A 20,171-nucleotide genomic window follows, 5' to 3' on the forward strand; every position below is an offset into this window, starting at 1 on the left:
AATGCACCGGTTGATCGGCCTTGATCGGTCGTTGTTCCAAAGGGCAACTGGACACAACCGACGAAGATTGGGAATCTTCACTTGTCGTTGCTTGGAATCGCATGGAGTACCGCAGGAAATGCCGCTGAGTGCCGCAGAGATCGCCCGTCATCCGGCAGCGCTTCGCGGTGTCCAGGAACAGGCCAAGGCGCTCATCCATATTTATGAAACGAGCCCGCGGCTGGCAGCCGTTTTTGCCACCCAGCAGCGCTGGCTGCTCGCTCATGCCGGCCTGGCTCTGCATTTCCGGCGCGACCCCAACGACCGCCGCACCGAAATGACGATGGCGCGTTTCATCGAGGTCGTGCGCCGCCATTCCGTGGCCAGCCGCAACACCGCCGAAGCCTTCGTCAAGGAGATGCTGCACTACAACATCGCCGAGTATAGTTCGGCCAGCGGTGATGGCCGCGCCCATCCCATGCGGGTCACCGAGGGCACCATCCAGACCTTCACCGGCTGGATCTATGCGCATCTGACAACGCTCGACCACATCGACGGTGGGAACCGACTGGAACACTTCCTCGAGCGACCCGAGATGTTGCCGATCCTGCAGCCTTTGATCGCCGACGGATTGCTGGCCAGCGACGTCGTGCGGGAGCCTGGACAGACTTTCTCGTTGTTTATCTGGCTAAACAACGGCGGTATCGTCATGGATTGGCTGATGTCCGGCATCGATCCCGAGGACGTCCATCTCGACAGGATTCCGACCGGCGTCATTTCAGTCAGCGAGTTCGCGCATTGGCTGAAGCTCTCACGCACCCATCTGGCGCGGAAACTCCAGGATGCCGAGTCGCTCGGCAGCATCGGCTGGGTCGGCCAGCGCGGCCACTCCGTGATGTGGGTTTCGCGCCAGTTCTTCGACGAATACATGGCGGTCCAGGCAGCCAAGCTGGCCGTCGTCGACGAAGCTTTCGAAGCCTGCATCTCAGCCCCGCAGGGGCGCTGACCACCGGAACTCGGCGCAACGTCGCGCAAACGGCCTTCCGGCGCTGGCGGGTGTTGGCCGAAACTGCTATCCGCAACTTGCGAGCATTACAGCATCTTTGGGTGGAAGCTGGGAGGGTGCGTTGACCTACGAGGACATTGCCGGTCACCCGGCACTGCATGCTTGCGTGCGCGCGCAGGCCACGGCGATGCAGCAGGCCTATGAAGCAAACCCGCGGGCATCCTCGGTCTTTGCCACCCAGCAGCGCTGGCTGATGGCGCATATCGGTCTAGCCCTGCATTTCCGCAGGGATCCCAGCGACTACCGAAAGGAACTGACGGCGGCGCGTTTTGTCGACGTCACCGTTCAACACGCGGTGGCAAGCCGAAACACGGCCCATGCCTTCATCAAGGAAATGCAGCACTACAATTTCATCGAGGCCGGGCCGGCGGGCGATGACGGCCGCATTCGCCCCCTGCACCTGCCCGCCATGACCTTGGAGCCGTTGACCGGCTGGATTCATATGCATCTGAGCACGCTTGATGCTCTCGACGGCGCGAACCGGCTGGAAACATTTCAGACAAGGCCGCAAATGCTGGCCAAGTTGCAGCCGCTGATCGCGGACGGCCTGATTTCCTCGGTGCCGGTGCGCGAGCCGCAACAGACTTTTTCGCTGTTCACCTGGCTCAACAATGGCGGCGTCGTCATGGACTGGCTGATCGCTGGCGTCGACCCTCGAAATGCCGGCCAGGAGCGCATCCCGACCGGCGTGCTGTCGGTCGGTGATTTCGCCAAATGGCTGAAGCTGTCGCGGACCCATCTTGCGCGCAAGCTGCGCGACGCCGAGGCGCTCGGCAGCGTCGGCTGGCTCGGGCAGCGCGGCCATTCCGTCATGTGGATATCGAAGGAATTCTACGGCGAATACATCACTGCGCAGGCGGTCAAGCTCGCCATCATCGACGCGGCCTTTGCCGCCAGCATGGCGACCAACTGAGCGTCTTCCGCTTTTCTATCCGGCCTTCAGAATGGCGGAAAAACGCGGATCGAAGGCCCGGCTGATCGGCTCGGCCGCGGCGCCCACGGCGATCGCCCAGGGATCGGTGGTGCCGAGTTGCAGCCGCGGCAGGCGGCGCGCGGGACGATCCGCGATCGACGGCAGCAGCGGATGCATGGCCTGGAGCAGAAGCCGGGCCAGCGCTTCGGGTGCGCTGCTGGTGAGGATGACCGTCTGCGGATCGAAGATCGTCTCGATCAGATGCACGCTCCAGCGCAGGTCGGACGCGGCTCTTTCGACCCAGCCCAAGACCCGCGGGTCCTGCGCAAGCGCCAGCGCGCCGAGCTTCTCGTAAAGCCCCTTCTCGGCGGGGTCGAGGCCGAGATGCTGGTAGAGCGAGGCGAGCGAGGCGCGGTGCTCCAACGGCGTCGAGCCTGGACCGGCCGGCGACAGCAGCGCCCTGCCGATCTCGCCGGCATTGCCGTTACCGCCATTGTAGAGCTCGCCGTTCAGGATCAGCCCCGCGGCGATGCCGTAGCCGACATAAAGGCAGACCGCGTGATCGACGCCATGCGCGGCGCCGACGATCCGCTCCGCCGTTGCACAGGCCGCCGCATCATTCTGCAGCCCGACATTCAGTCCGGTGCCGGCGGCAAGCGTCTGGAGCAGCGGAAATTGCTGCCAGGCGGGCATCATCCATTTGTCGTCGGCTTCCTTTAAGCCGAACGGCCCCGGCATGGCGACGCCAAGACCGACCAGCCGCCGTTCGGACTGGGCGGAAATGCCGGCCAGCTCGCGCCTGACATCCGCGACGAGACCGAGGATGGTCTGAACGCCGGGAGACGGTTCATCGAGCGGCAGGTTGGCCTCGGCGCGTGCCGTCACGCTGCCGACCAGGTCGACCACCACCACCCGCGCCAGATGCCGGTCGATCTGCAGCCCGATGGCGAAGGCACCCTCGGGCACCAGCCGGTAGGGCGTGAAAGGCTGCCCCCTGCCCTTGCGCACCGCATCCAGCGCAACGACAAGGCCGTCCCGCTCGAGATCCTCGATGATATTGGAAACCGCCTGCTTGGTAAGCTGCGTCGCCCGCGCCAGGTCGGCGCGCGACAGCGCGCCGTTGAGCCGCAGCGCCTCGATCATGACGCGGCGGTTATGCGCGCTGGTGCCTTCCTGGTTGGTGCCGCTTTTGGCACGGATCTGGCCGATGTCGTGCACTGTTCGTTTCCCCTCTTGACTCCATTAAAGGATTGATCGACTAATTAAGTCAAGCGAATTGACTTAATGGATGAAACCCGGGCGGCTCTACAAAAAGACGGCAAAAGCCTCGAGCTCTCGCCGCGCGCCGTTCAGGGCAGATCCGGTCACACGCGATTGCGAATTCGAGGAGGCGGTGCAGCCTTTGCCGCCCACTCGCAGCTGTCGAAAATGGGAGAAAGACAAATGCTGAAATCGATCGGTAAGACACTTCTGGGCGCGGTGTTCGTCGGCGGATTGTTCGTCCCGCACGCCTTCGCCGAAACCACGTTGAACGCGCTCTTCATGGCCCAGGCAGCTTATAGCGAGGCCGATGTGCGCTCCATGACGGACGCTTTCACCAAGGCCAATCCGGACATCAAGGTCAATCTCGAATTCGTTCCCTATGAAGGCCTGCACGACAAGACCGTGCTCGCTCAAGGGTCGGGCGGCGGCTACGACGTGGTGTTGTTCGACGTCATCTGGCCGGCCGAATACGCGACCAACAAGGTGCTGGTCGACGTCTCGTCGAAGATCACCGACGACATGAAGAAGGGCGTGCTGCCCGGCGCCTGGACCACCGTCCAGTATGACGGCAAGTACTACGGCATGCCGTGGATCCTCGACACCAAATATCTGTTCTACAATAAGGAAATCCTCGAAAAGGCCGGCATCAAGGCGCCGCCGAAGACCTGGGAAGAGCTTGGCGAGCAGGCCAAGATCATCCAGGACAAAGGCTTGCTGAAGACGCCGATCGCCTGGAGCTGGGCTCAGGCCGAGGCCGTGATCTGCGACTACACCACGCTGGTCAGCGCCTATGGCGGCGACTTCCTCAAGGATGGCAAGCCGGATTTCCAGAACGGCGGCGGCGCATCGGCGCTGAAATACATGGTCGACAGCTACAAGTCCGGCCTTACCAATCCGAACTCCAAGGAATTCCTGGAAGAGGACGTCCGCAAGGTGTTCGAGAACGGCGATGCCGCCTTCGCGCTGAACTGGACCTACATGTACAACATGGCCAACGATCCGAAGGACTCGAAGGTAGCCGGCAAGGTCGGCGTCGTGCCGGCGCCGGGCGTTGCCGGCACGAGCGAGGTGTCGGCCGTCAACGGCTCGATGGGCCTCGGTGTCACCGCGGTCTCGAAGCATCCGGACGAGGCCTGGAAATACATCGAGTTCATGACCTCGCAGGCGACGCAGAACCAGTATGCCAAGCTCTCGCTGCCGATCTGGGCTTCGTCCTATGACGACCCGGCGGTGACCAAGGGTCAGGAAGAGCTGATCGCCACCGCCAAGCTGGGCCTGGCTGCCATGTACCCGCGGCCGACCACGCCGAAGTATCAGCAGTTGTCGACCGCCCTGCAGCAGGCGATCCAGGAATCGCTGCTCGGCCAGACAACGCCGGAGGACGCGCTGAAGACAGCCGCGCAAAACAGCGGCCTCTGATCTGACGTTCCTCGACGCGGGCGGCCTCATGCACGAGTGCCGCCCGTGCTATTTCTGACCGGATGAAGGAAGAGAGGCGCCTCGGATGTCAGGCACCTGGATGACGACTCGCGCGTGGCTGTTGATGCTGCCGCTTCTGGTGATCATGGTCGCCGTTATCGGCTGGCCATTGGTCGATACCGTCAGGCTTTCCTTCACCGACGCGCAACTGGTCGGCACGGCGGGCAATTACGTCGGCTTCGACAATTACACCAACATGCTGACCAGCTCGAACTTCAGCCGCACGCTGGTGACCACCACCTGGTTCGCGGTCGTCTCAGTCGCCGCCGAGATGGTGATCGGCGTGCTGGCGGCACTTCTGCTCAACCAGGAATTCCGCGGCCGCGCCGTGCTGCGCGGGCTGATGATCTTGCCCTGGGCGCTGCCCACCGTCGTCAACGCGACGCTCTGGCGGCTGATCTACAACCCTGAATATGGCGCGCTGAACGCGGCGCTGACGCAGCTCCATATCATCGGCGACTACCGCTCCTGGCTGGGTGAGCCGGGAACGGCTCTCGCCGCGCTGATCGTTGCCGACTGCTGGAAGAATTTTCCGCTGGTTGCGCTGATCGCGCTCGCCGCCCTGCAGGCGGTTCCGCGCGACATCACCGCAGCGGCATTGGTCGACGGCGCCGGCCCGTTCAACCGCTTCCGCTTCGTCATCCTGCCCTATCTCGCCGGTCCGCTTATGGTGGCGCTCGTGCTGCGCACCATCGAGGCCTTCAAGGTCTTCGACATCATCTGGGTGATGACGCGCGGCGGCCCGGCCAACAGCACGCGCTCGCTGTCGATCCTCGTCTATCAGGAGGCCTTTTCCTTCCAGCGCGCCGGCTCCGGCGCCTCGCTGGCGCTGATCGTCACTTTGCTCGTCACCGTGCTCGCCGTCGCCTATGCGGCGCTGGTGCGGAAGACTGCGGGGAGTGCCGCCTGATGGAACGCAAGAACCCGGTCTTCACCGCCTTCGTCTATGTCTGCGCCATCCTGCTTGCCGCCGTGATCCTTGCGCCGCTCGCCTGGCTCTTCGTCATGAGCATATCGCCGGCCGCCGATCTCGCCGCCAAGCCGCTGCGCTGGTGGCCGCAGGCGGCCGACTTCTCCCGTTACGCGCAGCTTCTGTCGACGGCCGAAAACAGCGCCGGCGCGGCCTTCACCGCATCGCTGCGCAACAGCCTGGAAGTCGCCGGCATGGCGACGCTTGCCGCGATCCTGCTTGCCGTGCCCGCCGGCTGGGCGGTCTCGCGCACGCCTTCGGTCGGCTGGTCGCTGTCGATGGTGATCGCCACCTACATGCTGCCGCCGGTGGCGCTCTCCGTGCCGCTTTATATGGGCCTGTCCTATCTCGGCCTGCTCAACAACGTCTTTGGCTTGGCGATGATCTATCTGACCATTCTTGCGCCTTTCACCACCTGGCTGATGAAATCGGGATTTGATTCCATCCCGCGCGAGATCGAGGCCGCGGCGATGATCGACGGCGCCGGCCTGTTGCAGACCTGGCGCATCATCACCTTGCCGCTGGCCGCGCCCGTGGTGGCGACATCGGCGCTGTTTGCCGTGCTGCTGGCCTGGGACGAATTCTTCTATGCCCTGCTGTTCACCTCGGACCAGCGGGCAAAGACGCTGACGGTCGCCATCGCCGATCTCGCCGGCGGCCGCGTCTCCGACTACGGACTGATCGCCACCGCCGGCGTGCTCGCGGCCTTGCCGCCGGTGCTGATCGGCCTCGTCATGCAACGCGCGCTGATCTCGGGCCTCACCAGCGGCGGCGTGAAAGGATAATGATGACTGCAGAAAAATCCCGCCCCTCGGGCCTCGTCGCGATCGACCGCGAGATGGCGCGCCAACATGAGGACGCACTCGCTTCCTTCGAGAGCAACAAGGCGGCAGCGGACAAAGTCGCCGCCTCGATCAGGCGCAGCGGCAGGCTCGTCCTGCTCGGCATGGGCGCCTCGCATGCCGTCGCGCGCGCCGTCGAGCCGCTCTATCGCGCGCACGGCAACGACGCCATCGCGCTGCCGCTGTCGGAGCAGCTTGGACAGCCGCTGCCGCTGGCCGGCAAGACGGTGATCGTCACCTCGCAATCCGGCGAAAGCGCCGAGGTGCTGCGCTGGTTCGCCGAGACCGGTCATCACGCCGAAACCTTCGGCCTGACGCTGGAAGCCGGCTCGTTCCTGGACCGCGCCGTGCCTTGCCTCGTCGGCGCCGGCGGCACCGAGCTGGCCTTTGCCGCGACCCGCAGCCTGACCGTGACCTTCGCGCTGCATCTCGCCGTCCTGGCCGCGCTGGGCGAGGATCCTGCCACGGCACTCGCCGCGCTCAGAGCCCCGGAGACGGTTGCGATCGATGCGGCGCTTGCAGCGCTCGGCAGTGTGGCGACCGTGGTCACATCGGGCCGCGGCCTGCAAGGCGTGGCCGAAGCGCTGGCGCTCGGCCTCACCGAACTGTCGCGCCTGCCCTGCTATTCCCTCGAAGGCGGCCAGCTTCGCCATGGGCCCATGGAGATGTTGGGCCCGAAAATCGGCATCGTGCTCTTCCGCGGCAAGGACCCGACCGCCGATCTCGTCACCGCGATGGCCCTGTCCGTCGTCGAAGCCGGCGCGCCGTTGATCGTTTTCGACGCTTCCGGCATGCCGCCGGTCGCGGGCGCCGTCACATTGACCTTCAAGCCAGCCTCGGGGCTGGCGGCGGTCTTTGCCATGCTGCCTATCGCGCAGCGCCTGATGATCGCCTTTGCCGATTCCCGTGTCGAGAATGCAGGAACGCCGGTGCGCACCACCAAGATCACGCGGAGCGAATGATGCGGCCGCTCGCGGTGATCGGCAACGTCAATGTCGACCTGATCGTCGGCCCGGTCGCGCCCTGGCCGAAGGCAGGCACCGAAACCGTCGTCGACCATGACGACCTGCGCGTCGGCGGCCAGGCCGGCAACACGGCGCTTGCCTGGCAGGCGCTCGGCATCGACTTCGAGATTGCCGCCAATCTCGGCGATGACCAGTTCGGACGCTGGCTGCGCAAGGCGTTCGGACGCCGCGCGCAAGAATGGCCGGTTCGTCCCGAAGGCACGACATTGTCCGTCGGCATGACCCATCCCGATGGCGAGCGCACCTTCTTCACCACGCGCGGCCACCTGCCCCGCTTCAGCCTCGACGACGTGCTTTCGGTGCTCGATGGCAATCGGCTTTCCGGCGGCTATGCGCTGCTCAGCGGTTCCTTTCTGACCGACGATTTTACGCGCGACTACGGCGCGTTTTTCGACTGGGCCGAGGCGCATCGGATATCCGTCGCGCTCGACACCGGCTGGCCGATCGAAGGCTGGACGGAGGCAAACTGCACGGCGGCGCGCGGCTGGCTGTCGCGCTGCGAACTGGCCCTGTTCAACGAGGTCGAGACGACGACATTGGCCGGCCTTGCAAACCCGGCTGAAGCGGCGCGCAAGATCCGCGACGGCATGCGGGACGGCGCGACGGCCGTCGTCAAGCGCGGACCGGACGGCGCGATCGCGATCGGCGCCGACGGCGAACTCATCGAAGTGCCGGCGCCCCGCGTCGCGGTCGTCGACACGATCGGCGCCGGCGATGTCTTCAACGCCGCCTTCCTGGCCGCATTGGCACAGGAGCGGCCGCTGGAGAACTGCCTGTCCGCCGCTGTCCGGGTGGCGTCGCGCGCCATCTCAACCTTGCCCCGCGACTATGGCGGGCCGATCCAATTCGAGGATGCCGACCATGAGCGCGCTTGAAATCCGCGACGTCCGCAAGAATTACGGCAGCGTGGAAACGCTGAAGGGCATCGACATCGCGCTCGAGAGCGGCGAGTTCCTGGTGCTGCTCGGCTCGTCCGGCTGCGGCAAGTCGACCTTGCTCAACATCATTGCCGGCTTGGCCGAGGCGACCAGCGGCGACATCAAGATCGGCGGCCGCTCGGTGCTTGGCGTGCACCCGAAGAACCGCGACATCGCCATGGTCTTCCAGTCCTACGCGCTCTATCCGAACCTGACCGTTCACCGCAACATCGGCTTCGGACTGGAGATGCGCAAGGTTGCCGCCGCCGAGCGCGACGAGGCGGTGCGCGAAGCGGCGAGGCTGCTGCAGATCGAGAACCTGCTCGACCGAAAGCCCGGACAGCTTTCCGGCGGCCAGCGCCAGCGCGTCGCCATCGGCCGGGCGCTGGTGCGCAAGCCGCAGGTGTTCCTGTTCGACGAGCCGCTCTCCAACCTCGACGCCAAGCTGCGCCTGGAAATGCGCACCGAGTTGAAGCGCCTGCATGAGATGCTGCAGACGACGGTCGTCTACGTCACCCACGACCAGATCGAGGCGATGACGCTGGCGACCCGCATCGCCGTCATGCGCGACGGCCGCATCGAACAGCTCGGCACGCCGCAGGAGATCTACAACCACCCGGCGACGCTCTATGTCGCTGGCTTCGTCGGCGCGCCGGCGATGAACATGCTGGAAGCGGTCGTCGAAGGCGGCAAGCTCGCCATCGCAGGCGCGGAAGCGCGGCTGGAGCTGCCGGGCCACTATGCAAACGCGGCCCGCAACGGCGCAAAAGTGGTTGCAGGGATCAGGCCCGAGGCACTTCGCCTCGGATCCGGCAGCGGTACGGAACTGTCGCTCCCTGTCGAGATCGACGTCGTCGAATTGACCGGCCCGGAACAGGTCACCACCGCCCGGGTTGGAACGCAAAGACTGACCGCAACCCTGCCGCCGCAGGTTCGCGTCGCCAAGGGCGGACGATGCGCCTTTGCCTTCGACGTGGAAGCGCTGCGCCTGTTCGATCCGGCGACCGGCAAAGCTTTCTGAGGAACGGTATGCCGCGAAGGCTGCGGGCGCCGCGGCTCGCGGCGCCTGATAGCGTCCTCAGTCGATGTCGAACGACACGCCCTGCGCGAGTGGCAGCGCCTTGGAGAAGTTCACCGTGTTGGTGGCGCGGCGCATATAGGCCTTCCACGCATCCGAACCGCTCTCGCGTCCGCCGCCGGTTTCCTTCTCGCCGCCGAACGCCCCACCAATCTCGGCGCCCGAGGTGCCGATATTGACGTTGGCGATGCCGCAATCCGAGCCGTCGACGCCGAGGAAGCGTTCCGATTCCTGCAGGTCGCGGGTGAAGATCGACGACGACAGGCCGGCGCCGACCGCGTTGTGCAGGTCGAGCGCTTCATCGAAATCGGAATATTTCATCACATAGAGGATCGGCGCGAAGGTCTCTTCCGTCACCGGTGAAACCTGCTTCGGCATCTCGACCAGTGCCGGGTGCACGTAATAGGCGTCCGGATGGCCGTTCTCGACGCGCGCGCCGCCGGTCACCTTGCCGCCATGCGCCTCGGCCTCCTTCAGCGCCTTCTGCATGCCGTCGAAGGCGGCCTTGTCGATCAGCGGACCGACCAGCGCCTTGCCTTCCAGCGGATTGCCGACCGAGACGGTCTGATAGGCCTTCTTCAGCCGCGGCAGCAGCGCGTCATAGACGCCGTCATGCACGAACAGGCGCCGCAGCGTGGTGCAGCGCTGCCCGGCCGTGCCCATCGCGCCGAAAGCAATGGCGCGCAGCGCCATGTCGAGATCGGCGGTGGGCGTGACGATGCCGGCATTATTACCGCCGAGTTCCAGCACCGCGCGGGCAAAGCGCTTGGCGAGCCTGGGACCGACCTCGCGGCCCATGCGGGTCGAGCCGGTAGCCGAAACCAGCGGCACCTTCGGATGGTCGACCAGCACCTCGCCGGCGACGCGGTCGCCGATCAGCACCTGCAGCAGGCCGTCCGGCGCGTCGGCGCCGAAACGCTTGGCGGCGCGCTTGAAGATCGCCTCGCAGGCAAGTGCGGTTAGCGGCGTCTTTTCCGACGGCTTCCACACCACCGCGTCGCCGCAGACAAAGGCGAGCGCCGAATTCCACGACCACACCGCAACCGGGAAGTTGAAGGCCGAGATCACGCCGACCACGCCGAGCGGATGCCAGGTCTCCATCATGCGATGTCCGGGGCGCTCGGTGGCAATGGTCAGGCCATAGAGCTGGCGGGAGAGGCCGACGGCGAAATCGCAGATGTCGATCATCTCCTGTACTTCGCCGAGGCCCTCGGACGGGATCTTGCCGACCTCGATCGACACCAGCCGGCCGAGTTCGTCCTTATGCGCGCGCAATTCCTCGCCGAGCAGGCGAACCAGTTCGCCGCGCTTCGGACCCGGCACCAGGCGCCAGGTCTGGAAGGCCTTGTGCGCGGCATCGATAGCCTTGCCCGCGTCGGCGGCCGAAATCGACTTCAGTGCCGCGATCTGCTCACCCGTTACCGGGCTGCGCACGATGAGATCGCCTCCGACAAGTGCCTCCTTGGCGACACCGAGTCTCTCGAGAAGTGAGACCGTTTCCTTCGCTAACGTCATTTTTATCCCTTTCAGGTCCCGCCCTTCATGAGGTGGGAATTGAGCCATGCGCCATCTCTTCGGCGTGCCGACGGGCACACCCGGGCGCTTTGATGGCGTGGCATTACTCGTTTCAGGGAAAAACCGCCACCCCGGCATGGTCCAAGGCCGGATCGCGAAATTGGGCCAGACCGCGAGGGTTTGCGATCAACGTGCCTTCTGAATCGACGACTTCTCGGCGCTCTCCTTGATCAGCCGGTCGATATGCATGCGGATATGCGCTGCCTCTGCCGCCGTGTTGGCCAGAGCGATGGCGCGATCGAAGGCGACGCGCGCCTCCTCGTTGCGGCCAAGCTGCATCAGCAGCCCGCCCCTCAGCCCGAAGAAGTGGAAATAGCCCGCCAGCCGGTCCTCCAGAGGCTCGATCATGGCAAGTGCGGCTTCCGGTCCGCGCACCTTGCTCACGGCGACCGCCCGGTTCAGCGTCACCACCGGCGACGGCTGCATCTGCTCCAGCAGGCCGTAGAGCAGGTCGATCTCGGTCCAATCGGTATCCTCGGCGACAGTCGCCCGCGCATGCAGCGCCGCGATCGCCGCCTGCACCTGGTAGGGGCCGGGCTTGCGGTGGCGCAGCGCCTTGTCGACCAGCGCCAGGCCCTCGTCGATCATCTTGCGGCTCCACAGCGAGCGGTCCTGGTCCTCGAGCAGGACGATCTCGCCATTGGCGTCGAAACGCGCCGGCGCCCTTGCATGCTGCAGCAGAAGCAGCGCCGTGAGCCCCATGATCTCCGGCTCGGCCTGGAAGAGCCTGAGCAGCAGGCGGGCGAGACGGATCGCCTCCTCGCAAAGCGGCGCCCGGGCCGGCGCCTCGCCGCCATTGGTCGAGTAGCCTTCGTTGAAGATCAGATAGACCATCGCGGCGACTGCAGCGAGCCGCTCCGAACGTTCGACGGCGCCCGGCGTCTCGAACGGCACGCCGGCATCGGCGATGCGCGCCTTGGCGCGGGTGATGCGCTGCTCCATGGCGCTCTCGCCGACCAGGAAAGCGCGCGCGATCTGCTTGACTGTGATGCCCGAGACGATGCGCAGCGCCACCGCGATCTGCTGCGTTGCCGGCAGATCCGGATGGCAGCAGATGAACAGGAGCCGCAGGATATCGTCGCGGTAGTGCTCGCCGTCGAGCCGCTCGGCCATGTCGCTCTCGGCGTCCTCCAGATCGGAGATCTGGTCCTCTTCCGGCATCGGTGCCTGCTTGGCGCGCTTGCGCACGGCGTCGATGCCGCTATTGCGGCCGACGAAGATCAGCCAGGCCGCCGGATCGCGCGGCGGCCCATTCTTCGGCCAGTTCTTGAGTGCCCTCAGGCACGCGTCCTGGAAAGCCTCTTCCGCGGCGTCGAGATCGCGGAAGTAGCGCAGCAGCGCGCCCATTGCCTGCGGGCGGGCGTTGCTGATCGCGGTGCTTATCCAGGCAAGCTCGGTCATACGGCGACCTTTGTCGGATTGAAGACCGAGACCGGCCGGATCTCGTAGGAACCGCCGCTCGGATTGACCTCGGAGAGTTCGCGCGCAAATTCGACGGCCTCGTCGAGGTCGCGGCATTCGAGCGTGTAGAAGCCGAGGAATTGCTCCTTGGTTTCGGCGAACGGCCCATCGAGCACGATCGCTTCGCCCTTGACCTTTCTCAGCGTGGTCGCCGCGGTCGTCGGCAAGAGACGCGCAACCGGGCCGAGGCGGCCAGCCTTGGCGTATTTGTCCTGCACGTTGAGGAGCTTCGCCATGACCTCGTCGTCCTGTTCCTTGCTCCAGGAACAAACAACGTCTTCGGAGGCGTAGCAGAGGATGGCGTAGAGCATGGCAGGTCCTTTCCGTATCAAAGGACGCGACAGTAGGACCCTACCCGACACGCGGTCGATAAAAAAATTCGGCGTGCGATCACGGGCTTGGCAGCCTTTCGCGCCAGACCTTCAGGCGCCATGCGCCTGCAGCCATCTGAGCACCAGCGTTTCTTCCTCGTCGAGCCCGGATATCAGCCGTTTGCGCTTGTTGGCCTCGGCCATTTCGTCAAGCAGGCGCCCCTCGGTCCACGCCTCGAACACCAGCGGGTGGATATAGCATTTGCGGCAGACGGCCCGGGTATTGCCCAGCCGCTCGGCGACCTTGTCGACCACGCTGTTCATTACCCGCTTCCGCGCAGTCTCACTCTCCGGCAGCTCGGTCTGCTCAAACAGCGACGCCGCATGGATGGTGCCGCCCCAGGTGCGGAAATGCTTGGAGCTGAATTCGGCGCCGGAACCCGCGCGAATGTAGCGGTTGACGTCTTCGGACCGCACCGGCCGCCGGTTGCCATCCTCATCGAGATACTGGAATAGCTTCTGCCCGGGCAAATCCTGGGCGCCGCGCACGATCTTGGCGATGCGGCGATCGGCCAGCTTCAGCTTCCATTCCTTGCCCGACTTGCCCTTGAAGGCAAAGCGCAGGCTGGCGCCGGTGATCTCGACATGCCGGTCGCGCAGCGTGGTCAGCCCGAAGCTCCTGTTGTCGCGTGCATAGGCCGCGTTGCCGATGCGGATCATGGTGTTGTCGAGCAGCCAGACCACCGAGGCGACGACGCGCTCCAGAGGCAGCCCGTGCCGGCGCAAATCGGCATCGATCTGCCGCCTGAGCGCGGGCAGGCTTTCGGCAAAGGCAACGAGGCTGGAATATTTGACGCCGTCGCGTTCCTCGACCCATTGCGGGTGATAACGATACTGTTTGCGGCCGCGCTGGTCCCGGCCGGTTGCCTGGATGTGGCCGTCCGGATCGGGCGATATCCAAACATCCGTCCAGGCCGGGGGAATGACGATCGCCTCGATGCGGGCAAGCGTCGTCTTGCCGAGGGCTTTTCCGCTGGGCCCCGAATAGGAAAACCCGACGCCTTTCCGCAATCTGCGGATCCCGGGATCGGCATCGCTCACATAGCTGAGTGACGCACGCTCGGCGGAACTCTGCGCGCCGTTCCTTCCGGCTTCCTCGTCCCGCGCTGAACGGTTCGAGGACAAGTGTGAGTGCTGCAACATGCCGGCTCCGCGAAATTATCCGTAGATAAAGCCGCACGTCGGTGACTGGTTCCGAAACGGCTTTCAGCGCGGCGGGTGGACTGATAGATCCGCCATCCAGAGCCCGCCATCGTCTGCATGGGCGGGAAAATAGTCGCGTCCCGCCGGTACGGCCTCGAGCACAATTCCCCGCTCGTCCGCCAGATAGTCGTAGCCTATCTCCTGCAACTGGCGATCCGGATCGAGACGGTTGTAGAGGTCACGGCGCGCCGCGCGCCGCTTTGGCTCTATCATCTTCAGATGATAGAGATTGAGACCGCTGTCCTTAAGCCTGAAGCCGATGTCGTCGGGAAACCAGGCGCCATGCATGTCCTTCGACCGATAGCGGTCGGGGTGATAGGCGCTGAAAAGCCTGTGCTGCATTTTCCGGCCCCAGGCTCCATCGATCCGGTAGCTGGCCGGCGTATACATCTCCCGACAATGGAACCCCCATGCGACATGCCTGGACCCGCTGGTCAGTCGGCCGATCCGGCCGGCCACGGCATTTTCCAACCTTTCGTCGGGATCCATGGCCAGAAGCCAATCGGCGCCCGCCTCGTAGGCCGTGGCGATAAGCGCGCGCCGCCTTCCCGGCTCGCTGCTGAAAATCCCGTCCGAGGCGCGATCGTCATAGGCTATCCAGCCGTCGACGACCGGATCGAGGTTGGCGATAAGGTCGGGCACGAGATGCTGATCGTAGCGATAGCTGAAGATGGCGACGATTTTCTGCCGCGACCAAAGCCATCGACCGCGCCGCCGTCGCGGCGCTTTCATCTCGAGCGTGATCATCGGCGGCAGCCCGCCCCGTCGCCATACCGGGCGCCGACGGATGCCCCGAGCGATTTGGCGAATAGTGCCAGCCATACGATCGGCAGCGACAGCCTCGCGAAAGTCCTGTCCTTGCCAGACAGCCCCTCTCCGATCAGCTTGCCGACACTGCGCCGGTCCCGGAACACCTTGCGGAACGGGTGCAAAGGTTTTCCGGCTTCGATGGAGGTGAGATAGGCGCCGTAGCGGCGTCCGCGTCGGTACTGGTCCGCGAGCAATCCAGATAGACTCGTCTCATTGCGATGAACGGTCAGGACCCGCGGTTCCCAGACCGGCTTCAAGGCCTCCGGCAGCCTGGCCATGAATTCGGTGTCCTCCCCCGACGTCATCCGCTCGTCGAACGGCCCGTATCGATCGAACAGTGTCCGGTCGAACGAAACGCCATAGCGCAGCGCTTTCTCGGCCGAAAGGCCGGGCAGGCGCCGCATGGATGTGACGAGATGCGCCGCGCAGGCGACCAGATTGCGCGGATGGCTGTTGACGATGGCGCTCGCTACCGCCGCGGCGCCCCCCCGGTGACGCAGCACGCGGACTTCAGCCCATTGCGGACAGGCAAGACAATCGTTCGCGAGAAAGGCGACGAACGGAGCCTGCGTCGCCGCGATGCCGCGATTTCGCGCGGCGCCGGCAAACAGCCGGTCCTCGACATCGATGACCTTCACGTCGATGCCGCCGTCGGCAAGCAGCGCCTTGGCGTTGCCGCCGCCGGAATTCACCACCACGATCTCGAGCGGAATATCCTGGTCGAGCACCGATCTTACCGCGGCCACCAGTTCGGCCGGTGCCCGAAAACCGATCACCACGACCGCAAGCTCGGGCCTATCGGCCATCAGGCGCGTTGCAACTGGGCGGCTGGCGTCGAGAGCCGGCGCCACAGCGTGATCTTCAACCGGTAGCGCATGCAACGCCAGACATCGGCAGCCGCCCGCGGCGCGGCCTCGGCCACCGTGAGGAATTTTGCCGCCATGTCGAAATCGCCGCGCATATAATGAACACGCGCGATCTTCAGGGCGACGAGGCCCTCCCTCATCTTCAGGGACCGCTCCGCGATGCCGCAGGACGGGAGCCGGCGCAGCGCCCGGCGCCATTCGAGAAAGCGCGCGGCTGGCCTGATCGTGAACCGATCGTCGGAGCGCTCCGCCGACACGAAATAGATGAAGATGGGTTTTGTCACGACCGCAAGCGAAGCCTTGGCCATCACGCGCGCCCAGAACAGCGTGTCCTCGTCATAGGCAAGCCCGACCGGGAACCTTGTTTCGCCGATGACCCGCCGCGACACCAGCGCGCTGCCGACCGCAATCGACCGTATCCGCCCGTCGAGATAGGCGCAGGCGTTCGCAAGCCCGCTTGCTGTGTAGACGCCCGGCATCTTGGTCGACCGCTCCTCGCCATCAACCCGCCGACGGAAGGCGCCGACCACCATGTCTACCCCTGATCGTGCCCTGGCCTTGGCCAGCAGCGCGCGCAGGCCACCTTCCAGATGAAGATCGTCGGCATCGATCATATAGATCCAAGGGCAGCGGGCCTGCTCCAGAGCCAGATTCCTGGAGCCGCCGGCGTCGCGGCAGCTCGATTTGATGACGCGCATCGGCAAGGCAAACCGCAACGCCGTTTCCGTGGCGACGGCGGCGGTGGCGTCGGAGGACGAATCGTCCACCAGCAGCACCTCGCCGATGACTTCCTTTTCCGAAACCAGCGAGGCGAGTGTTCGGGCAATTGTCCGAGCCGCATCGTGTGCCGGAATGATGATACTGACCGCTTCCAAATCCCGTCTCCGCGCGCCATGCCCACGCAGGCGCGCGCCCCCAGTCAATCCCGTGCCCAGGTTACCGACGGCAGGCGCACTTGAGAAGCGTCCACGAGCAATCGGTTTGTCGTCACACCTTTTCGACGGCGACCGGAATGACGTCGACCGCCTGCTCGCCGACCTGGCCGCCGGTCGTCTTCAGCACGCCGACGATCGGCGCCACGTCGGAATAATCGCGGCCGTAGCCGACGGTGATGTGATCGTTGCTCGCCCGCATGCCGTTGGTGGGGTCGAATTCCTGCCAGCCGGCATCGCGCCCACACCAGGCCTTGACCCAGGCATGCATGGCGTCCGCGCCTTCGAGCCTCGGCTTGCCCTTGGGCGGGATCGTGCGCAGGAAGCCGCTGACATAGCCGGCCGGAATGCCCAGCCCGCGCAGGCCGGCTATCATGATATGGGAAAAATCCTGGCAGACCCCACGCCTCAGCGCGAAGGCGTCGCTGGCTCGCGTCTGCACCGTCGTCGCCTTGCCGTCATAGGTGAAATCGCGGTGGATGCGATTGCAGAGATCGACCGCCGTGGCCACGGCAGAACCGGCGAGGCTGTCTCGCGCATAGGCAGTGATCGCCGTATCGATGCCGACATGATCGCTCGCGCCGAGGAAATGATGCGGCGCCGAAGGCGCCAGCGAGCGCACCGAGCCGAGTTCATCTTTGAGCCGCTGTAGATCTGGCGAAACGTCGAGTCCAGGCTCCGGACGCGACACCGACACACGCGCGCTCATCCTGATGTCGAGCCCGTCATGGACATCGCGAAAGGCGATCGCGGCGACGTTGTTGCCGAAGAAATCGGAAAAATCCGTGCGCTCAGACGGGGTCGGCACAAATGACAGCGAGGCGGCGACGACGCGCTGCACGCCCGCAATCGTCGGCGGCAGCACCCGCACCTGATGCCGGCTGCCACCGGCCGCGGCGTCATAGTCGTAGCTGAGGTGAAGCCTGATATCGTAGAGCATGCCTTACTTTGTCTTTCCGCAGGTTCTTACCGCAAAACCGTGGGACACTTTTGCGGAACCCGCTTAGCCAAAATAGGCTTTGGCGAGGCTGTTGTAGAGATTGCCGATCTCAGTGGCGAGGTCGTCAAGCACATCCGCGGTCATGTCCGATGGCTCCATCACGGCGATCGCCGTGTTGAGCTGCAGGATTTCCTTGGCGGCCGGCGACATGTGCCCTTCGCCGCCGACCGAGGGCAACATGCCGATTTCCGCCTTCAGCCGCTCGAGCTGGAACAGGATCGAACGCGGATTGAGCGGGTCGAGCGCCAGCAGGTCGATGACCGTGCGCCGCCCGGCCTGCACCGGATATTGCCGGCGATGGGTCATGACGCTGTCGCCGATCTCCAGCATCATGTCGAGCGCGCCTTCCGGCGCCCCGTTCCTTGTCAGCTGGCTGAGCGTGCGGGCGATCTGAATGCCACGTTCCAGCCTGCGGCCGATCTCCAGGAAACGCCAGCCGGTGAAGCGGTACATGTTCTCGTGCAGCAGGCCGGAAAAGCCGGCGAGCTTGCGCAGCATCACCGTCATCGCCCGCGTCGCGTCGTCTCCGGGCGCGACCGTTTCGGCGAATTTGTGGATGGTCTTCGACAGATCCTTCAGCGCCAGCCAGCCGTCGGGCGAGAAACGGTCGCGAATTTGGCCGGCGCTGTAGACCGCGCTATCCAAAGTGCCGATCAGCCCCAGCGGTATCGCGGTTTCGACCTCGATGCCGAACGGCTCGAGATAGTCCCTGATATCGGCAAGCAGTGGCATGTCCGGATCGGATGTCTCGGCAAGCCGCACGTGATAGGCGCGCAGCACGCGCACCGTATCCTCCGAGCGCTCGATATAGCGCCCGAGCCAGGTCAGGTTCTCCGCCGCGCGGCTGGGCAGGCTGCCCGGCATGGTTCGAGTAAAACCGTCACGCTCCTGTGGCAGCAGTGTCTCGCGCTCGACCGGCCGGTCGCTCACCACCCAGACATCCGCCGCCTGGCCGCCGCGCTGCATGGCGATCGCCGTCGGATCGAGCGAGAAGCCGATGCGGGCGAAGCCGCCGGGCATCACCGTCCAGCCTTCCGGCGTGCGCGCCAGGTAGACGCGCAGGCTGGCGGGCCGAGGCTCCAGCAGGCCGCCGACGAACACCGGCGTGGTCGACAGCGTCACCGCTTCCTGGCCGACGAAACCGGCGCCGTCCGCCTCGATGCGCGCGACGAGCTCGGCCCGTTCGCCCGCCGACAGCGACGATCCTAGCCGGGTCGCGCCGTCATCCTCGAAGGCAAGCCGGGTCGACAGCGCCGGGCCGACGACCATGCGGTCGATGTTGGCAAGCACATGGGCGCGTTCGGCCTCCTGCCCGCACCACCAGGTGGCGATGCTCGGCAGCTTGAGACCGTCGCCCTGCAGTTCCCGCGCGATCCTGGGCAGGAAGGACAGCAGCGCCCGCGTTTCCATCAGCCCTGAGCCAAGCGCATTGACCGCCGACACCGTGCCGCGGCGGATCGCCTCGACAAGGCCGGGCGTGCCGATCTGCGAGTCCGCCCTGAGCTCCAGCGGATCGGCGAAGGCTGCATCGAGCCGGCGCCACAACACGCCGATCGGCATCAGGCCGGAAACGGTTCGCACCATCAGCCGGCCGCCGGAGACCGTAAGGTCCTCGCCCTCGAGCAGCATGATGCCGAGATAGCGGGCGATATAAGCATGCTCGTAGTAGGTTTCGTTGAGGGGTCCGGGCGTCAGGATGGCGACGCGGCCGCCGGACTCCTTTGCCATGCCGTTCAGCGCATCGCGGAAGCGGCGGAAGAAGCCGGCAAGGCGATGCACATGCATCTCGCCATAGATGTCCGACAGCGCGCGTGTGGTGGCGACGCGGTTCTCAAGGGCGAAGCCGGCGCCCGACGGTGCCTGGGTGCGGTCGCCCAGCACCCACCAGCCGCCGTCCGGGCCACGACCGAGCTCGAAGGCGACCATGTGCAGGAAATGCCCATTACCCGGACGGATGCCGGCAACGGGGCGCAGATACTCAGGGCTCGCCGCGATCAGCCCGGCCGGCAGGATGCCCTTCTCGATCAGCCGGTTCGGCCCGTAAATGTCGGCCAGGGTCGCCTCGAACAGGTCGGCGCGCTGGATCAGCCCGGCGCTGATCTCGGCCCATTCCTTCTCGTCGATGAGCAGAGGGACATGCGCCAGCGGCCATTCGCGCTCATTGGCGCCGGCTTGTTCGTAGACGCGGTAATAGACGCCGGCATCGCGCAGATACTGGTCGGCTCGGGCAAAACGCTGCCCAAGCCGCTCCGCTCCGAGCTCGTCGAGCGCGTCGATGAAGGAGCGCCAGGCCGGGCGCGCATTGCCCGAGGCATCGACCATCTCGTCGGCGATGCCTTCGATCGGGCGGTAGCGTTCCAGCAGGCTTTGCGCCCGCGGCCTTCCGCCCGCCCGTTTGTGATTCCCCTTGGCCATTGTCGA

The 20,171-nt window shown here is 65.3% G+C and carries 18 protein-coding genes; 8 read left to right on the forward strand and 10 right to left on the reverse strand.

Going from position 1 to position 20,171, the window contains the following annotated elements:
* Positions 1-118: 118 nt before the first annotated feature.
* The gene (locus DPM33_RS05080; protein ID WP_112096241.1) at positions 119-985 is read left to right on the forward strand and encodes a hypothetical protein; all 867 of its coding nucleotides are present in this window, start codon (positions 119-121) and stop codon (positions 983-985) included.
* A 121-nt stretch (positions 986-1,106) separates the two neighbouring features.
* Complete coding sequence (locus tag DPM33_RS05085) at positions 1,107-1,958, forward strand: hypothetical protein (RefSeq protein ID WP_245442008.1); 852 nt, start codon at positions 1,107-1,109, stop codon at positions 1,956-1,958.
* 15 nt (positions 1,959-1,973) lie between these two features.
* Here the strand turns inward: DPM33_RS05085 and DPM33_RS05090 are convergent, their stop codons facing one another.
* Complete coding sequence (locus DPM33_RS05090) at positions 1,974-3,176, reverse strand: ROK family transcriptional regulator (RefSeq protein WP_112096245.1); 1,203 nt, start codon at positions 3,174-3,176, stop codon at positions 1,974-1,976.
* 225 nt (positions 3,177-3,401) lie between these two features.
* On the opposite strand from DPM33_RS05090, the gene DPM33_RS05095 reads away from it, so the two are divergent.
* The 6 genes from DPM33_RS05095 (at position 3,402) to DPM33_RS05120 (ending at position 9,475) form a co-directional block, all read left to right on the forward strand.
* The gene (locus DPM33_RS05095; RefSeq protein ID WP_112096246.1) at positions 3,402-4,640 is read left to right on the forward strand and encodes an extracellular solute-binding protein; all 1,239 of its coding nucleotides are present in this window, start codon (positions 3,402-3,404) and stop codon (positions 4,638-4,640) included.
* Between the two features lie 85 nt (positions 4,641-4,725).
* Entirely contained in the window at positions 4,726-5,610 is an 885-nt protein-coding gene (locus tag DPM33_RS05100) for a carbohydrate ABC transporter permease (RefSeq protein ID WP_112096248.1), read from the forward strand.
* On the forward strand, positions 5,610-6,455 hold the full coding sequence (locus DPM33_RS05105) for a carbohydrate ABC transporter permease (RefSeq protein WP_112096250.1): 846 nt from the start codon (positions 5,610-5,612) through the stop codon (positions 6,453-6,455). The genes DPM33_RS05100 and DPM33_RS05105 overlap by 1 nt, the downstream gene beginning before the upstream one ends.
* 2 nt (positions 6,456-6,457) lie before the next feature.
* Positions 6,458-7,474, forward strand: a complete 1,017-nt coding sequence (locus DPM33_RS05110) for an SIS domain-containing protein (RefSeq protein WP_112096720.1) — start codon at positions 6,458-6,460, stop codon at positions 7,472-7,474.
* Positions 7,474-8,412, forward strand: coding sequence for a PfkB family carbohydrate kinase (locus DPM33_RS05115; RefSeq protein WP_112096721.1), 939 nt, complete (start codon positions 7,474-7,476; stop codon positions 8,410-8,412). Before DPM33_RS05110 ends, DPM33_RS05115 begins: the two co-directional genes overlap by 1 nt.
* The gene (locus tag DPM33_RS05120; RefSeq protein WP_112096252.1) at positions 8,399-9,475 is read left to right on the forward strand and encodes an ABC transporter ATP-binding protein; all 1,077 of its coding nucleotides are present in this window, start codon (positions 8,399-8,401) and stop codon (positions 9,473-9,475) included. The genes DPM33_RS05115 and DPM33_RS05120 overlap by 14 nt, the downstream gene beginning before the upstream one ends.
* A 57-nt stretch (positions 9,476-9,532) precedes the next feature.
* Here DPM33_RS05120 and amaB read toward each other — a convergent pair whose 3' ends face one another.
* The 9 genes from amaB to DPM33_RS05165 form a co-directional block, all read right to left on the reverse strand.
* Positions 9,533-11,047 carry an L-piperidine-6-carboxylate dehydrogenase gene (gene amaB, locus DPM33_RS05125; protein ID WP_112096254.1) on the reverse strand — a complete coding sequence of 505 codons (1,515 nt, stop codon included), beginning with the start codon at positions 11,045-11,047 and terminating at the stop codon, positions 9,533-9,535.
* A 186-nt stretch (positions 11,048-11,233) separates the two neighbouring features.
* Positions 11,234-12,508 (reverse strand): RNA polymerase sigma factor, encoded by a 1,275-nt coding sequence (locus tag DPM33_RS05130; protein WP_112096256.1) that lies wholly within the window; start codon positions 12,506-12,508, stop codon positions 11,234-11,236.
* A complete protein-coding gene (locus tag DPM33_RS05135) occupies positions 12,505-12,879 on the reverse strand; it encodes a YciI family protein (protein WP_112096258.1) in 375 nt (124 codons plus the stop codon). Before DPM33_RS05135 ends, DPM33_RS05130 begins: the two co-directional genes overlap by 4 nt.
* Positions 12,880-12,990: 111 nt before the next feature.
* Positions 12,991-14,082 (reverse strand): DNA topoisomerase IB, encoded by a 1,092-nt coding sequence (locus DPM33_RS05140; RefSeq protein WP_112096260.1) that lies wholly within the window; start codon positions 14,080-14,082, stop codon positions 12,991-12,993.
* Positions 14,083-14,145: 63 nt separating this feature from the next.
* Positions 14,146-14,889: a hypothetical protein gene (locus DPM33_RS05145; RefSeq protein WP_112096262.1), complete on the reverse strand. Its 744-nt coding sequence runs from the start codon at positions 14,887-14,889 to the stop codon at positions 14,146-14,148.
* Positions 14,886-15,758 carry a glycosyltransferase family 2 protein gene (locus DPM33_RS05150; RefSeq protein ID WP_112096263.1) on the reverse strand — a complete coding sequence of 291 codons (873 nt, stop codon included), beginning with the start codon at positions 15,756-15,758 and terminating at the stop codon, positions 14,886-14,888. The genes DPM33_RS05145 and DPM33_RS05150 overlap by 4 nt, the downstream gene beginning before the upstream one ends.
* Entirely contained in the window at positions 15,758-16,693 is a 936-nt protein-coding gene (locus DPM33_RS05155) for a glycosyltransferase family 2 protein (protein WP_112096265.1), read from the reverse strand. Before DPM33_RS05155 ends, DPM33_RS05150 begins: the two co-directional genes overlap by 1 nt.
* A 112-nt stretch (positions 16,694-16,805) precedes the next feature.
* The gene (locus tag DPM33_RS05160; RefSeq protein ID WP_112096267.1) at positions 16,806-17,690 is read right to left on the reverse strand and encodes a transglutaminase family protein; all 885 of its coding nucleotides are present in this window, start codon (positions 17,688-17,690) and stop codon (positions 16,806-16,808) included.
* A 63-nt stretch (positions 17,691-17,753) separates the two neighbouring features.
* Positions 17,754-20,165 carry a circularly permuted type 2 ATP-grasp protein gene (locus DPM33_RS05165; protein WP_112096269.1) on the reverse strand — a complete coding sequence of 804 codons (2,412 nt, stop codon included), beginning with the start codon at positions 20,163-20,165 and terminating at the stop codon, positions 17,754-17,756.
* Positions 20,166-20,171: the final 6 nt, after the last annotated feature.

The organism is Mesorhizobium hawassense, from assembly GCF_003289945.1.
GTDB lineage: Bacteria > Pseudomonadota > Alphaproteobacteria > Rhizobiales > Rhizobiaceae > Mesorhizobium > Mesorhizobium hawassense.

Bases quoted from the DNA above. Each gene is read 5' to 3' on its own strand.
- DPM33_RS05110 (WP_112096720.1), top strand. From the start codon at position 6,458: ATGACTGCAGAAAAATCCCGCCCCTCGGGCCTCGTCGCGATCGACCGC.
- DPM33_RS05115 (WP_112096721.1), top strand. From the start codon at position 7,474: ATGCGGCCGCTCGCGGTGATCGGCAACGTCAATGTCGACCTGATCGTC.
- DPM33_RS05160 (WP_112096267.1), bottom strand. From the start codon at position 17,690: ATGCTCTACGATATCAGGCTTCACCTCAGCTACGACTATGACGCCGCG.
- DPM33_RS05120 (WP_112096252.1), top strand. From the start codon at position 8,399: ATGAGCGCGCTTGAAATCCGCGACGTCCGCAAGAATTACGGCAGCGTG.
- DPM33_RS05105 (WP_112096250.1), top strand. From the start codon at position 5,610: ATGGAACGCAAGAACCCGGTCTTCACCGCCTTCGTCTATGTCTGCGCC.
- DPM33_RS05080 (WP_112096241.1), top strand. From the start codon at position 119: ATGCCGCTGAGTGCCGCAGAGATCGCCCGTCATCCGGCAGCGCTTCGC.
- DPM33_RS05135 (WP_112096258.1), bottom strand. From the start codon at position 12,879: ATGCTCTACGCCATCCTCTGCTACGCCTCCGAAGACGTTGTTTGTTCC.
- DPM33_RS05095 (WP_112096246.1), top strand. From the start codon at position 3,402: ATGCTGAAATCGATCGGTAAGACACTTCTGGGCGCGGTGTTCGTCGGC.
- DPM33_RS05165 (WP_112096269.1), bottom strand. From the start codon at position 20,165: ATGGCCAAGGGGAATCACAAACGGGCGGGCGGAAGGCCGCGGGCGCAA.
- amaB (WP_112096254.1), bottom strand. From the start codon at position 11,047: ATGACGTTAGCGAAGGAAACGGTCTCACTTCTCGAGAGACTCGGTGTC.
- DPM33_RS05150 (WP_112096263.1), bottom strand. From the start codon at position 15,758: ATGGCCGATAGGCCCGAGCTTGCGGTCGTGGTGATCGGTTTTCGGGCA.
- DPM33_RS05130 (WP_112096256.1), bottom strand. From the start codon at position 12,508: ATGACCGAGCTTGCCTGGATAAGCACCGCGATCAGCAACGCCCGCCCG.
- DPM33_RS05145 (WP_112096262.1), bottom strand. From the start codon at position 14,889: ATGATCACGCTCGAGATGAAAGCGCCGCGACGGCGGCGCGGTCGATGG.
- DPM33_RS05100 (WP_112096248.1), top strand. From the start codon at position 4,726: ATGTCAGGCACCTGGATGACGACTCGCGCGTGGCTGTTGATGCTGCCG.
- DPM33_RS05140 (WP_112096260.1), bottom strand. From the start codon at position 14,082: ATGTTGCAGCACTCACACTTGTCCTCGAACCGTTCAGCGCGGGACGAG.